The organism is Tabrizicola piscis (assembly GCF_003940805.1).
GTDB classification, from domain to species: domain Bacteria; phylum Pseudomonadota; class Alphaproteobacteria; order Rhodobacterales; family Rhodobacteraceae; genus Tabrizicola; species Tabrizicola piscis.
Map to the genome: position 1 here is coordinate 146,313 of NZ_CP034328.1, position 12,700 is coordinate 159,012.

A 12,700-nucleotide genomic window follows, 5' to 3' on the forward strand; every position below is an offset into this window, starting at 1 on the left:
GACGGGTATACCCTGGAACCTCACCCCACCACCTCCGCCACTTCCAACACGGCGTGCAACAGCACATCCGTCCCCGCCGCCGCCCATTCTGGCGAAATCTCCTCCGCCTCATTGTGGCTCAGCCCCCCCACACAGGGGCACATCACCATCACCGTGGGGGCAACGCGGTTGATCCAGCAGGCGTCGTGGCCGGCGCCGCTGACGATGTCCATGTGGGAATAGCCCAGCTTTTCAGCGGATTGCCGGACGGTCTTCACAAGGCCCGGGTCGAAGGTGACGGGGTCGAAGTGCCCCACATCCTCAATCTCACAGCCCAGCCCCAATTCCTTCGCCACCGCATGGGCCGCCCGCATCACCTCAGCCTTCATCGCGTCCAGCTTGGCCTGCTCAGGCGACCGGATGTCGACCGTGAATACAACCTTGCCCGGTATCACGTTGCGGCTGTTGGGAAAAACCTTCACCTGCCCCACCGCACCCACGGCGTTTGGTTGGTGGCTCATCGCGATCTGGTGGACCCGCTCGGTGATCCGCGCCATCCCGAGGCCCGCGTTCACCCGCATGTTCATGGGCGTCGATCCGGTGTGGGCGTCCTTGCCCGTCAGCGTGATCTCCAGCCACCACAACCCCTGGCCGTGGGTGACAACGCCAATCGACTTGCCCTCGGCCTCCAGAATGGGCCCCTGCTCGATGTGCAACTCCAGCATCGCGTGCATCTTCCGCGCGCCGACCTTTTCCTCACCAACCCAGCCAATCCGCGCCAACTCCTCGCCAAAGACCTTGCCGTCGAGGTCGCGGCGCGACTTGGCATACTCCTCGGTATGAAGACCGGCAAAGACACCCGAGGCCAGCATGGCAGGCGCGAACCGCGCGCCCTCCTCATTTGTCCAATTCGTCACGACGATGGGATGTTTGGTTTTCACCCCCATGTCGTTCATCGTCCGCACCACCTCCAGCGCGCCAAGGACGCCAAGGACGCCGTCATACTTGCCCCCGGTCGGCTGGGTATCAAGATGGCTGCCCATGTAGACCGGCAAGGCGGCGGGGTCCGTGCCACCGCGCGTGGCAAACATGTTGCCCATGGTATCGACACCCATGGTCATGCCAGCCGCCTTGCACCAGCCCGCGAACAGGTGCCGGCCTTCACTATCCGCATCCGTCAGGGTCTGGCGATTGTTGCCGCCCGCCACGCCGGGGCCGATCTTCGCCATCTCCATCAGGCTGTCCCACAGCCGTTCGGAATTGATCCGCAGGTTGTCCCCCGAAGCTGTGGCGGTTGCTGACATCTGACGCTCCCCGTTGCGGTAGGGCCATGCTGCCCCTTGCCGCGACTCATTTCCTGACCGTATGGTCAAGGTGAAGCGCACCACAACCTGACCAACCGGTCAACGAAAATATGGGAAGTGCATGAGCGGCGATGCCCAGATTTCACGCCTGAAGCCGGGCAAGCGCACAGATATCCGGCGCGAGAACGAACGGACCATTCTTGACGCCGCCGAGAAGGTCTTTGCCGAGGCTGGATTCGGTGGCGCGACGATGCAGCTGATCGCGGATATGGCGGGGCTGCCAAAGGCGAACCTGCACTACTACTTTGCCACCAAGGAGGATCTCTACCGCAAGGTCGTGCAGCAGATCTTCGAAATCTGGCTGGATGCGGCGATGATCTTCGACGATGCCCCCGGTCCGGTCGAAGGGATTGGCGGCTATATCGACGCCAAGATGGACATCTCACGCACCCATCCGCACGGGTCCAAGGTCTGGGCGTCCGAGGTGATGCACGGCGCGCCAGTGATCCAGGACTATCTGGAAACCACCCTGCGCGACTGGACCGAAGGCCGGATCAAGGCAATCCAGCGCTGGATCGACGAAGGCAAGATGGCACCGGTCAACCCCCGGCACCTGCTTTACATGCTGTGGGCCACGACCCAGCATTACGCCGATTTCGGCCACCAGATCCAGACACTGAACGGTGGAAAGGCGCTGTCCGACCGGCAATGGAACGAGGCCAAGGCCAGCGTCAAGGACATGGTCCTGCGCGGGATCGGAGCGAAATAGGGATATGAGATGAACAGTGCCGATCTTGAAACCGAAGCCGCCACGCTGGTTCTGCCGGGCTTTGACGAAACCACAGCCCTGCGGTTGGGCCGGATCCTGACCGACCTTGCCTTGGCCGAAGCCCTGCCGGTGGTGATTGACATCCGTACCCCCGACCGGACGCTGTTCCACGCGGGCCTGCCCGGTTCGGCCCCGCTGAACGACCTTTGGGCCCGGCGCAAATCAAACACCGCGCTGCGATTCCACGAAGCCTCGCTTCTGGTCGGCACGAAGCACCGCGAGAAGGGCGAGACGCTGGCGAAACACGGGCTGGATCTGGCAGACTATGCCGACCACGGCGGCGCGGTCCCGATCCGAGTCGCCGGTGTTGGCGTGGTTGCCGTAGCCACCGTCTCGGGTCTGCCGCAGGTCGAGGATCACCGGCTGGTCGTCCGGGGGATCAGGGCGCTGATGGCGGGGTAAAGGGCAAATCTTTTCGAAAAGATTTGCAAAATCCTTCGAAGGATTTTGGCCCTAACGCCGACCGGCAGGCTCTTTCAACTCCACCTCGACAAAGCACATCGCAGCGGTCCCGCCGTTGACGACGTTATGCTCCACCCCCTCACTGCGCCGGTAAGCCGTCCCGGCCGGAACCAGCACCTTGCGGCTGCCACCGTCCGGTTCCTCCAGCAGCATGTGGCAGTCGGTGATCGCGGTGATGACATAGTCATGCCCGTGCCGATGCCAACCGGTCTCAGCGCCCGGGGCAAAGTCGAAGCGGGTGACGCGCACACGGTCATCATCGACCAGCGTTGTGGCGGAACAGGCGGGGCGCATCAGTCCAGCGACTTCAGCACATCGCCCAAGGTCCCGATCAACTCGTCAATCTGGGGCTTGGAGATGATCAACGGCGGGCTCATCGCAATGATGTCGCCCGTGGTGCGGATCAGGATGCCCTTCTCATAGGCCTTGAGGAAGGCACTGAAGGCGCGCTTCGTCGGCTCCCCCGCAATCGGCTCCAGTTCCACGGCACCGATCAGGCCCATGTTGCGGATGTCGATGACATGCGGGTGGTCGCGCAGTGAATGGATCGCCTCTTGCCAATAGGGCTCCAGCTCCCGCGCCCGGTCAAACAGGCCCTCTTCCTTGTAGACCTCCAGCGTTGCCACGCCGCAAGCGGCGGCAATCGGGTTGCCGCTGTAGGTGTAGCCGTGGAAAAGCTCGATCATGTGTTCGGGGCCCTGCATGAAGGCATCATGCACGGCGGCCGTGGTCAGAACCGCGCCCATCGGGATGACGCCATTCGTCAGGCCCTTGGCAGTGGTCATCATGTCCGGCAATACGTCAAAATGCTGGGCCGCAAAGGCCGACCCAAGGCGGCCAAAGCCGGTGATGACCTCGTCAAAGATCAGCAGGATGCCATGTTTCTTCGTGATCGCCCGCAGCTTTTCCAGATAACCTTTCGGCGGCATCAGCACGCCGGTTGACCCTGCCATCGGCTCAACAATCACCGCGGCAATCGTCTCCGCACCGTGCAAGGCCACGATCCGCTCCAGATCATCGGCAAGGTTGGCGCCATGTTCCGGCTGGCCCTTGGTGAAGGCGTTCAACTGCGGCAGATGCGTGTGCGGCAGGTGATCGACCCCCGCCAGAAGCGTGCCAAAGAACTTGCGGTTGTTGACGATCCCGCCGACCGAGATGCCGCCGAAGTTCACCCCGTGATAGCCCCGTTCCCGCCCGATCAGGCGGGTGCGCGTCCCCTCACCCCTTGCACGGTGATAAGCAATCGCCAATTTCAACGCCGTTTCAACACTTTCCGAACCGGAGTTCGTGTAGAACACATGCTCAATGCCCTTGGGCGCGATGTCGATGATCCGGTTTGCCAGCTCAAACGCAATCGGATGGCCCATTTGGAAGGCGGGGGCATAGTCCAGCTCGGCCGCCTGTTTCTGGATCGCCTCAACGATCTTCGGGCGGCAATGACCCGCGTTGCAGCACCACAGGCCCGCCGTTCCGTCCAGCACCTGCCGGCCGTCGCTAGTGGTGTAGTGCATGTCCTTGGCCGCCACGAACATCCGCGGGTTCTTCTTGAACTGGCGGTTCGCCGTGAACGGCATCCAGAAGGCGTTCAGGTCGTTCGGGGCATTGCGGTCAAGCGCCATGGCTTTCTCCTGGGAACCGCCGGGCTGCGGCGAATGATTTGACGTGGTCCTGCGGGGCAAGCTATCCATGGGGTCCCCAAGGTCAAGCCTGATCCTGCCTTCCCTTACCGTCAAGTCCCATGCCCCCAAACCCGATGCCCACCCCCTCGCGCGCGCGCTCCCGCATTCAGCAGAAGAACCGCGAAAGCATTCTTGACGCCGCACTTGAGGTGTTTTCGCAGCACGGGTTCCGTGGCGCCACGCTGGACCAGATCGCGGACGGGGCTGGCCTGTCCAAACCCAATCTTCTTTACTACTTCCCGTCGAAAGAGGCGGTGCACAAGGCGCTGCTGACCGGCCTTCTGGACACCTGGCTTGATCCCTTGCGCGCGATGGACCCCCAAGGCGATCCGGTGGCCGAGGTTCTGGCCTATGTCCGTCGCAAGCTGGACCTTGCCCGGGACTACCCGCGCGAAAGCCGGCTCTTTGCCGGGGAAATCCTGCAAGGCGCCCCCCGGATGCGCGAGGCGATCGAAGGCGATCTGAAGGCGCTGGTCGATGACAAGGCCAAGGTCCTGATCCGCTGGATGGATGATGGCCGGATTGCCCGGGTCGATCCGGTGCATCTGATCTTTTCCATCTGGGCGCTGACCCAGCACTATGCCGATTTCGACGTTCAGGTCCGGGCCGTGCTTGGCCCCGGCCATGACCCCTATTCCGAGGCCGGGCGGTTCCTTGACACCTTGTTCGAGCGCCTTCTGGCACCCTGACCACACGCATTTTAACGATCCGGCGGATGCACGGCCTGCGGAGTTAAGGTATTCTTCACAAACCGTAGCAGCAGAAAGCAAGCCATCCCATGGGACCGATCACCTCCATCCGGGCGCAGATGCCTGTGACCGACCCTGCACCCTCGCCCGCTCTGGCCGACCAGCGCAATGACCAGCGCCAACCGCGTGACGGGATTGCCCCGGTCAGCAAGACCACCTTGCCCGACGCGCCCCAACAGGTGCCCGCCAAGCCGGCAGCGGCCAACCCTCACCTGCTCGCCGCCCGCGACATGGCCGAGGCCAAAGCCGCCGCCACGGCGGAGGCGGCCCGCGCCGCCTATATCCGCGCCAGCATCGAGGCAGGTATCAGCCCTCTGCCCCTGCCCTGAGGCCGCGACCGCTTGGCTACTCTGCCGCCCGAACGCTGGGGTTGTTCGGATGCGTGGTCCAGTTGGCGTAGTCGCCCACCTTTGTCCCGGTGCGGGGATCGACTTCGCCCTTGGCCATCGGCACCATGGTGATGCAATTGTCCACCGGACAGACATTGACGCAAAGGTTGCAGGCGACACATTCGTCGTCCATCACCTCAAACACCCGGTTCGCTGACATGGAAATCGCCTGGTGGCTGGTATCCTCGCAGGCCGCGTAGCAGCGCCCGCATTTGATGCAGGCATCCTGGTCGATATGCGCCTTGGCGACGTAGTTGAGGTTCAGATATTGCCAGTCGGTGACATTCGGCACCGCGCGGCCGACCAGATCGTTCAGACCAAGCTGCTTTTCATCCAGATATTGCGACAGGCCCGAGATCATCTCTTGCACGATCTTGAACCCGTAAGTCATCGCCGCCGTGCACACCTGCACATTGCCCGCCCCAAGCGCCATGAACTCAGCCGCATCGCGCCAAGTGGTGATGCCACCGATGCCGCTGATCGGCAGACCGCGCGTTTCGGCTGACCGGGCAATCTCGGCCACCATGTTCATCGCGATGGGTTTCACCGCCGGGCCGCAATAGCCGCCGTGCGTGCCCTTGCCGTCAATCATCGGCTCGGGCGAGAAGCTGTCGAGGTTCACAGAGGTGATGGAATTGATCGTGTTGATCAACGACACCGCATCCGCGCCGCCGCGTTTGGCAGCCTCGGCCGGCCCCAGGATATTGGTGATGTTCGGCGTCAGCTTGACGATGCAGGGCATGCGGCTATGCTTCTTGACCCAGCGCGTGACCATCTCGATGTATTCCGGCACTTGCCCCACGGCAGACCCCATGCCGCGTTCGGCCATCCCATGCGGGCAGCCGAAGTTGAGCTCTACCCCGTCGGCCTCGGTATCCTCGATCCGGTGCAGGATGTCTTTCCAGCTATCCTCATCACAGGGCACCATCAGGCTGATGACCATCGCGCGGTCGCGCCACTTGCGCTTGACCTCCTTGATCTCCTGCAGGTTCACTTCCAGCGGGCGGTCGGTGATCAGTTCGATGTTGTTCAGCCCCAGAAGGCGGCGGTCAGCCCCCCAGATCGCGCCATAACGCGGGCCGTTGACGTTGACGACCGGCGGGCCTTCGGACCCGAGTGTCTTCCAGACCACACCGCCCCAGCCCGCCTCGAACGCGCGCTCGACGTTGTATTTCTTGTCCGTCGGCGGGGCCGAGGCCAGCCAGAACGGGTTCGGTGACTTGATGCCAATGAAATCGGCGGACAGGTTAGCCATGGGGAACCTCCTTGGCGAAAACTGGGAGAAAGGGTTCAAGGCGGGGATCGTCCCCACCGCTGCTCAGAAAAACGACCAGAGCCAGCCGATGATGTCGCCGCCAAACTGGCCAAGTTTGGGGATCAGATAGGCCCAAGCCACGCAGCCTATGGTGTTCCAGATGGCAAAACGGGCCAATGTCATCCCGCTCATCCCAGCCATCAGAAAGACCACCGGCCGCAGGACCGTGGCAAAGTGGCCGATCACGATCGTGACCGGACCATAGCGGGTAAAGGCGGCGCGGGTCTTTTCCACCATCTCGGGATGGTCCCGCAACGGGCGCATGGTCAGAACGGTGGTGCCATAGCGCCAGCCCAGCCAATAGCTGAAGCTTGACCCGATCAGCGCCCCGACCGTGGCCCCGGCCCAAAGCGGCCAGAACGGCACCGCGCCGGTCGCGGCCAGTGCGCCCACAGCCACCAGAACGGCGGTTGACGGAATCACGATCGACAGGAACGCCGTGGTTTCCGCCGCCGCAAAGATCAGCATGATCAGCGGCAGCCAGTCCTGGTTGCGCTCGATGAACGCGATGAAGGTGTCGATCCAGCCGTCCATGCCTGCTCCCTGCCTTCCAGCGCTTTGGCTGGAAAGCCCGCGTCAGGCAAGGAAAAACCGCCCGCATCAGGCGCCCGTCAGCGCGGAATGGATCGCCTCGGCGGCATCGCGCCCTTCGGCGACGGCCGTCACGGTCAGGTCTTCCCCCCCCGCCGCACAGTCGCCGCCAACCCAGACCTTGCCGACCGGACCGGCCAGTTTGCCCCCCGCGACGGGAAGCCCATCAGGCGCACCGGTAAGGGTCTGGCCGATGGCTTTGAACACCTGATCGGCCTTCAGCGTGAAGGTCTCGGTTCGCAGTTGCAGGCCGCCGGGGGTGTCATCGGTATAGGCAAACTCCACCGCCTGCACGGCCCCGTTGCCAACCACCCGGACCGGAGCCGCATTGTGGATGATCCGCACGCCCGATTGCACCGCATGGTCCTGCTCGTAACCGCTGGCGCTCATCTTCTCGCGCCCGCGGCGGTAGACGATGGTGACATTCTCAGCGCCCAGCAGCTTGGACTGCACCGCCGCATCCACCGCCGTCATGCCACCACCGATCACCACTACATCGCGCCCGATGGGCAAGGTGGAAAGGTCGTCCGTCTGCCGCAGCGCCGCGATGAAATCCACGGCGTTGCTGACGCCCGCCAGATCCTCACCCGCGGCGCGCAGGGCGTTGACCCCGGCCAGACCGATGCCAAGGAACACCGCGTCATACTCAGCCTGCAGCGCCGCAAGCGTCACATCACGGCCAAGTTCGACACCGTTCCTGATCTCGATCCCGCCGATCTGCAGCAGCCACTCCACCTCCGCCTGCGCAAAGCCGCCTGTGGCCTTGTAGCTGGCGATGCCGTATTCGTTCAGACCGCCCGCCTTGGGCAAACGCTCCAGCACCACGACATCATGGCCATGCATCGCAAGCCGGTGCGCACAAGCCAGACCCGCAGGCCCCGCCCCCACAACCGCGACCTTCTTGCCAGTGGCAGCCGCCCGTTCAAACGGATGCAGCCCCTTGGCCATCGCCACATCGGTGGCATAGCGCTGCAGCTGGCCAATCTCGACCGGCTTGCCCTCGGCCGCTTCGCGGACGCAGGCCTCTTCGCACAGGGTTTCGGTGGGGCAGACCCGGGCGCACATGCCGCCCAGAATGTTCTGGTCCCAGATCGTCTTGGCCGCCGCCTCGGGCGTGCCCGTTGCGATCTGGCGGATGAACAGCGGGATGTCGATCGAGGTGGGACAGGCCGTGATGCAGGGCGCGTCATGGCAGAAGTAGCAGCGATCCGCCGCAACCCGCGCCTCATGCCCGTCAAGGGCGGGCGTGTGGTCACCGAAATTCGCGGCATAGGCGGCGGCTGGCAGGCGACCCGGAACAATGCCGGGCGTCAGCGGGCTGTTCGTCATGGGACCCTATGTCCTCCCTTGGCTGTTTTTCAAACGCTGGCACAGGTCATTTTTTTTATCAAACGGTAAATTTTCACCAGACCGGGAAATCGCATCCCGCCCGCCCCGACTGCCGCTTTTGCAGGCACCGCTTTCGCGGCTTTTCAGGCCCGCCCCCCTCGCGTATAAGCGCCCCACACCACAGTGCGGGGCACCTTCCGCACGCAGGCGCCAAACGCGGCACCGACCAGAAAAACAGAGGACGGCATGAGCAAGCAGACGACCGACACCGATGTGGCCTTCATCTCGGCACTGGCCGAACTTCTCAACAAGAACGACCTGACGGAACTTTCCGTCAAGCGTGAGTATGGCGAGGATGACAGCCTTGAGGTCCGCGTGGTCAAGCAAGCCAATGTCGTGACAGTGACCGCCGCAGCCCCTGCCCCGGTCTACCACGCGCCCGCGGCATCCGCCGCAGCCCCCGCCCCGGCCGCCCCCGAAGACCCAGCCCAGCATCCGGGCGCCGTCACCTCGCCCATGGTCGGCACCATCTACCTCTCGCCCGAACCGGGTGCCGCCGCTTTCGTTACCATTGGCGCCACGGTCAGCGCCGGCCAGACGGTGCTGATCATCGAGGCGATGAAGACGATGAACCACATCCCCGCCCCGAAATCGGGCGTGGTCAAGCGCATCTTGGTCGAGGATGGGTCGCCCGTCGAATACGGCGCGCCGCTGATGATCATCGAGTAAGCCCATGTTCGAGAAAATCCTGATCGCCAACCGCGGCGAAATCGCCCTCCGCGTCATCCGCGCCTGCCGCGAGATGGGGATCAAATCGGTCGCCGTCCACTCCACCGCTGACACGGATGCCATGCATGTGCGGATGGCAGATGAATCCGTCTGCATCGGCCCTGCGCCCAGTTCGGAAAGCTATCTGAACAAGGCGGCGATCATCAGCGCCTGTGAAATCACCGGCGCGCAGGCGGTGCATCCGGGCTATGGCTTCCTGTCCGAAAACGCCAGCTTCGCCCAGGCGCTGGAAGACCACGGCCTGACCTTCATCGGCCCAAGCGCGGAACATATCCGCATCATGGGCGACAAGATCACCGCCAAGGAAACCGCCAAGGCCTTGGGGATTCCCGTGGTGCCGGGGTCGGAAGGCGGCGTTGCAGATTTCGACATCGCGAAGAAGGCGGCAGAAGAGATCGGCTTTCCCGTCATCATCAAGGCCACCGCCGGCGGCGGCGGGCGCGGCATGAAGGTCGCGCAGAACGCGGCCGAGCTGGAAATGGCCTTCCGCACCGCCCGGTCCGAGGCGAAGAACGCCTTCGGCAATGACGAAGTCTATATCGAGAAATACCTGCAAAAACCTCGGCATATCGAAATTCAGGTCTTCGGCGACGGCAAGGGCCGCGCCGTCCACCTTGGCGAACGCGACTGCAGCCTGCAGCGCCGCCACCAGAAAGTGTTCGAAGAAGCCCCCGGCCCCGCGATCACCCCAAAGATGCGCGCCGAAATCGGTGCCATCTGCGCCAATGCCGTGGCCAAGATCAACTACATCGGCGCCGGCACGGTGGAGTTTCTGTATGAAGACGGCAACTTCTACTTCATCGAAATGAACACCCGCCTGCAGGTCGAACACCCAGTCACCGAATACATCTTTGGCGTCGACCTCGTGCGCGAACAGATCCGCGTGGCAGCTGGCATGGGCATGTCCTTCACCCAGGATGAGCTTGAGATCAACGGCCACTCCATCGAGGTTCGGATCAACGCGGAAAAGCTGCCGAACTTCGCCCCCTGCCCGGGCAAGGTCCGCACCTTCCACGCCCCCGGCGGGCTTGGCGTGCGGATGGATTCCGCGCTTTATGGCGGTTATTCGATCCCGCCCTATTACGACAGCCTGATCGGCAAGCTGATCGTCCATGGCCGCGACCGGCCCGAAGCGCTCGCCCGCCTGAAGCGCGCGCTGGGTGAGTTGATCATCGACGGTGTCGACAGCTCGGTGCCGCTGTTTCACATGCTGCTGGCAGAGCCGGAAATCCAGAACGGCGAATACAATATCCACTGGCTGGAAAAGTGGCTGGCGGTTCAATTCGGCCAGTAAAACAGGATGAGGCGCCCTGACCGGCGCCTCGCCGCAAAAGTTTTCGAAAACTTTTGCAAAATCCTTCGAAGGATTTTGTCGTGGCCGACCCTCTGGACCCAGAAACCCTGCTGCAGGCCTATGCCATGGGCATTTTCCCAATGGCCGAGGGGCGGGATGACCCCGAAATCCACTGGGTTGATCCGCGCCGCCGGGGGATCATGCCGCTGGACGGCTTCCGCATCTCTCGGTCCCTGGGGCGCGCCCTGCGGCAAACCCCGCTGATCGTCACCGTTGACACCGATTTCGAAGCTGTCGTCACCGCCTGCGCCGGGCGTGAGGAGACGTGGATCAGCCACCGCATCCAGCGGCTTTACGGCCAGTTACACCGCCGTGGCTTTGCCCACAGCATCGAAGTGCGCGCAGGCCAAGACCTTGTGGGCGGCGTCTATGGCGTCTGCCTTGGCGGCGCGTTCTTTGGCGAAAGCATGTTCTCCAGCGTCACCAACGCATCAAAGATCGCCCTTGCCCATACGGTGCACCGCCTGCGCGCCGGGGGGTTCCGGCTGTTCGACACGCAGTTCCTGACACCCCATCTGGCCAGCCTTGGTGCCGTGGAAATCACGCGGGCGGACTATCACCGCCGACTGGCGGCAGCTCTTGCTGCCCCGGCACAGTTCTTCCCGGCCGGCTATTCGCCCTCGACCGCTTCCGTGGCGGCTTCCGGCAGAATGCAGGACAACACCCAGACGTCATAGCGCGGATGATCCAGCGCCGACAGCGCCGGGGAAGAGGCCAGCATCCAGCCATTGAACAAATCGGTCTGGGTGGCATCATCCAGAATGGTCAAATGCGCACTGGCGTCCGAGGCCGGATTGCCCACCGGATAGCGACAGCTGTCCAACCGCACCACGAGCCGACCGAACTGCGCCGCCTGCCCCCGGCTCAGCGTCACATCGCCCGTCACGCTGGTCAGCTTGTCCAGAAAGCGCAGCATGGCCCCGTCGGATTCGGCATAGTCCTGCGCCGAGGCCGCGCTGGCGACCAGCAGGCCAACTGCCAGCCAGACCGCCTTCATGGTGCCGCAGGGTCGCTGGCTGCCGCATCGCCGCCACCGACGAACTTCAACAGCAGGTTGATCAGGCTGACCGCGCCCTGAGTATCCTCGATCTCGGCGCCGGGCTCCAGGTTTTCCAAGGCTCCACCGGGAAGAACCTCGATAAAATTGCCCCCCAGAAGCCCTTCGGAAGACACGAGAATTGTGGAATCCACCGGCAACTGCACATCGTTGCGCATGCTGATCTCGGCATCGGCAAAGAAGGTGCCGGGGTTCAGCGTCAGGTCAGTGACCGTGCCCACCTTCACCCCTGCAAGCCGCACATCCGACCCCACGCCGATCCCCTCGATCGACCGGAAACTTGCCGTCAGCGGATAGCTTTCCGCTTCGCCCAGCACACCCGACCCTTGCGCCGCATAGACCGCAAAGCCGATGGCCACGGCCAAGACTGCGGCGCCTGTCGCCACTTCTGCCCGTTCATACGCCATCACTCGGGCTGCCACGCCTCGTAATCCCGGCGCTGGACGGGATCATCGCGGCGGATAGACCCGGGCGGCGCATAGGCGGCCGGAGTGCCGGTCAGGTTCTCTTGATGCGGTTTTTCCCAAGCCTTCTTCTTCAACGGCGCTTCGGTCGGCGGCTGATCCCAGGTGTGATGCAGCCAGCCGTGCCAGTCCGGCGACACGCGTGAGGCTTCCATCTCACCGTTGAAGATCACCCAGCGCCGCTTGCCGTCGCGGGTCTGGAAGAATGTGTTCCCGGCCGAGTCCGCGCCGACCTTCACGCCCTTGCGCGCGGTGAAGATCTGGGTGCCCAGCGTCTGGGTGTTCCACCAGGTCAACATGCGCTTGAGGAAATACATCGGCGGGCCTCCGGTTTCGTTTCATTCCATATGGCCGAAACCCCTGCCAAGGTCTAGGGCCAAGCACGTCAAAGCGGCAATCCAGCGCCATTG

Annotated in this window: 16 protein-coding genes; 7 read left to right on the forward strand and 9 right to left on the reverse strand. The window is 63.5% G+C overall.

What is annotated here, in order from left to right; genetic code table 11:
- Positions 1–20: 20 nt before the first annotated feature.
- Positions 21–1,283, reverse strand: a complete 1,263-nt coding sequence (locus EI545_RS00650; protein WP_125323656.1) for a Zn-dependent hydrolase — start codon at positions 1,281–1,283, stop codon at positions 21–23.
- 121 nt (positions 1,284–1,404) lie between these two features.
- On the opposite strand from EI545_RS00650, the gene EI545_RS00655 reads away from it, so the two are divergent.
- A complete protein-coding gene (locus tag EI545_RS00655; RefSeq protein ID WP_125323657.1) occupies positions 1,405–2,052 on the forward strand; it encodes a TetR/AcrR family transcriptional regulator in 648 nt (215 codons plus the stop codon).
- Between the two features lie 9 nt (positions 2,053–2,061).
- Entirely contained in the window at positions 2,062–2,514 is a 453-nt protein-coding gene (locus tag EI545_RS00660) for a heme-degrading domain-containing protein (protein WP_125323659.1), read from the forward strand.
- A 51-nt stretch (positions 2,515–2,565) separates the two neighbouring features.
- Here EI545_RS00660 and EI545_RS00665 read toward each other — a convergent pair whose 3' ends face one another.
- Together EI545_RS00665 and aptA are read right to left on the reverse strand one after the other, a co-directional pair.
- The gene (locus EI545_RS00665; protein ID WP_125323660.1) at positions 2,566–2,868 is read right to left on the reverse strand and encodes a cupin domain-containing protein; all 303 of its coding nucleotides are present in this window, start codon (positions 2,866–2,868) and stop codon (positions 2,566–2,568) included.
- Entirely contained in the window at positions 2,868–4,193 is a 1,326-nt protein-coding gene (aptA, locus tag EI545_RS00670) for an omega-aminotransferase AptA (RefSeq protein WP_125323662.1), read from the reverse strand. The genes EI545_RS00665 and aptA overlap by 1 nt, the downstream gene beginning before the upstream one ends.
- A gap of 134 nt (positions 4,194–4,327) precedes the next feature.
- Between aptA and EI545_RS00675 the strand changes: the two genes are divergently transcribed.
- Positions 4,328–4,942: a TetR family transcriptional regulator C-terminal domain-containing protein gene (locus EI545_RS00675; RefSeq protein WP_125323663.1), complete on the forward strand. Its 615-nt coding sequence runs from the start codon at positions 4,328–4,330 to the stop codon at positions 4,940–4,942.
- Positions 4,943–5,031: 89 nt separating this feature from the next.
- Positions 5,032–5,331: a hypothetical protein gene (locus EI545_RS00680; RefSeq protein ID WP_125323665.1), complete on the forward strand. Its 300-nt coding sequence runs from the start codon at positions 5,032–5,034 to the stop codon at positions 5,329–5,331.
- Between the two features lie 16 nt (positions 5,332–5,347).
- Here EI545_RS00680 and preA read toward each other — a convergent pair whose 3' ends face one another.
- The 3 genes from preA to EI545_RS00695 form a co-directional block, all read right to left on the reverse strand.
- Positions 5,348–6,646, reverse strand: coding sequence for an NAD-dependent dihydropyrimidine dehydrogenase subunit PreA (preA, locus tag EI545_RS00685; protein WP_125323666.1), 1,299 nt, complete (start codon positions 6,644–6,646; stop codon positions 5,348–5,350).
- A 63-nt stretch (positions 6,647–6,709) separates the two neighbouring features.
- Positions 6,710–7,240, reverse strand: coding sequence for a DedA family protein (locus EI545_RS00690; protein WP_125323668.1), 531 nt, complete (start codon positions 7,238–7,240; stop codon positions 6,710–6,712).
- Between the two features lie 66 nt (positions 7,241–7,306).
- A complete protein-coding gene (locus tag EI545_RS00695; RefSeq protein ID WP_125323669.1) occupies positions 7,307–8,626 on the reverse strand; it encodes an NAD(P)-dependent oxidoreductase in 1,320 nt (439 codons plus the stop codon).
- A 246-nt stretch (positions 8,627–8,872) separates the two neighbouring features.
- Between EI545_RS00695 and accB the strand changes: the two genes are divergently transcribed.
- From accB to aat, 3 genes are all read left to right on the forward strand, one after another.
- Positions 8,873–9,355: an acetyl-CoA carboxylase biotin carboxyl carrier protein gene (accB, locus tag EI545_RS00700; protein WP_125323671.1), complete on the forward strand. Its 483-nt coding sequence runs from the start codon at positions 8,873–8,875 to the stop codon at positions 9,353–9,355.
- A gap of 4 nt (positions 9,356–9,359) precedes the next feature.
- On the forward strand, positions 9,360–10,709 hold the full coding sequence (gene accC / locus EI545_RS00705; protein WP_125323673.1) for an acetyl-CoA carboxylase biotin carboxylase subunit: 1,350 nt from the start codon (positions 9,360–9,362) through the stop codon (positions 10,707–10,709).
- Between the two features lie 125 nt (positions 10,710–10,834).
- Complete coding sequence (aat, locus tag EI545_RS00710; RefSeq protein WP_245990386.1) at positions 10,835–11,446, forward strand: leucyl/phenylalanyl-tRNA--protein transferase; 612 nt, start codon at positions 10,835–10,837, stop codon at positions 11,444–11,446.
- On the opposite strand, the gene EI545_RS00715 is transcribed toward aat, so the two are convergent.
- The 3 genes from EI545_RS00715 to EI545_RS00725 are packed head-to-tail and all read right to left on the reverse strand — an operon-like array spanning position 11,380 to position 12,607.
- Complete coding sequence (locus EI545_RS00715) at positions 11,380–11,766, reverse strand: DUF2155 domain-containing protein (RefSeq protein ID WP_125323677.1); 387 nt, start codon at positions 11,764–11,766, stop codon at positions 11,380–11,382. The two genes, aat and EI545_RS00715, sit on opposite strands and share 67 nt — an antisense overlap.
- Entirely contained in the window at positions 11,763–12,233 is a 471-nt protein-coding gene (gene mlaD / locus EI545_RS00720; RefSeq protein ID WP_125323679.1) for an outer membrane lipid asymmetry maintenance protein MlaD, read from the reverse strand. The genes EI545_RS00715 and mlaD overlap by 4 nt, the downstream gene beginning before the upstream one ends.
- Entirely contained in the window at positions 12,233–12,607 is a 375-nt protein-coding gene (locus EI545_RS00725; RefSeq protein WP_125323681.1) for an NADH:ubiquinone oxidoreductase subunit NDUFA12, read from the reverse strand. Before EI545_RS00725 ends, mlaD begins: the two co-directional genes overlap by 1 nt.
- Positions 12,608–12,700: the final 93 nt, after the last annotated feature.

Bases quoted from the DNA above. Each gene is read 5' to 3' on its own strand.
- EI545_RS00650 (WP_125323656.1), bottom strand. From the start codon at position 1,283: ATGTCAGCAACCGCCACAGCTTCGGGGGACAACCTGCGGATCAATTCC.
- EI545_RS00655 (WP_125323657.1), top strand. From the start codon at position 1,405: ATGAGCGGCGATGCCCAGATTTCACGCCTGAAGCCGGGCAAGCGCACA.
- EI545_RS00660 (WP_125323659.1), top strand. From the start codon at position 2,062: ATGAACAGTGCCGATCTTGAAACCGAAGCCGCCACGCTGGTTCTGCCG.
- EI545_RS00665 (WP_125323660.1), bottom strand. From the start codon at position 2,868: ATGCGCCCCGCCTGTTCCGCCACAACGCTGGTCGATGATGACCGTGTG.
- aptA (WP_125323662.1), bottom strand. From the start codon at position 4,193: ATGGCGCTTGACCGCAATGCCCCGAACGACCTGAACGCCTTCTGGATG.
- EI545_RS00675 (WP_125323663.1), top strand. From the start codon at position 4,328: ATGCCCACCCCCTCGCGCGCGCGCTCCCGCATTCAGCAGAAGAACCGC.
- EI545_RS00680 (WP_125323665.1), top strand. From the start codon at position 5,032: ATGGGACCGATCACCTCCATCCGGGCGCAGATGCCTGTGACCGACCCT.
- preA (WP_125323666.1), bottom strand. From the start codon at position 6,646: ATGGCTAACCTGTCCGCCGATTTCATTGGCATCAAGTCACCGAACCCG.
- EI545_RS00690 (WP_125323668.1), bottom strand. From the start codon at position 7,240: ATGGACGGCTGGATCGACACCTTCATCGCGTTCATCGAGCGCAACCAG.
- EI545_RS00695 (WP_125323669.1), bottom strand. From the start codon at position 8,626: ATGACGAACAGCCCGCTGACGCCCGGCATTGTTCCGGGTCGCCTGCCA.
- accB (WP_125323671.1), top strand. From the start codon at position 8,873: ATGAGCAAGCAGACGACCGACACCGATGTGGCCTTCATCTCGGCACTG.
- accC (WP_125323673.1), top strand. From the start codon at position 9,360: ATGTTCGAGAAAATCCTGATCGCCAACCGCGGCGAAATCGCCCTCCGC.
- aat (WP_245990386.1), top strand. From the start codon at position 10,835: ATGGGCATTTTCCCAATGGCCGAGGGGCGGGATGACCCCGAAATCCAC.
- EI545_RS00715 (WP_125323677.1), bottom strand. From the start codon at position 11,766: ATGAAGGCGGTCTGGCTGGCAGTTGGCCTGCTGGTCGCCAGCGCGGCC.
- mlaD (WP_125323679.1), bottom strand. From the start codon at position 12,233: ATGGCGTATGAACGGGCAGAAGTGGCGACAGGCGCCGCAGTCTTGGCC.
- EI545_RS00725 (WP_125323681.1), bottom strand. From the start codon at position 12,607: ATGTATTTCCTCAAGCGCATGTTGACCTGGTGGAACACCCAGACGCTG.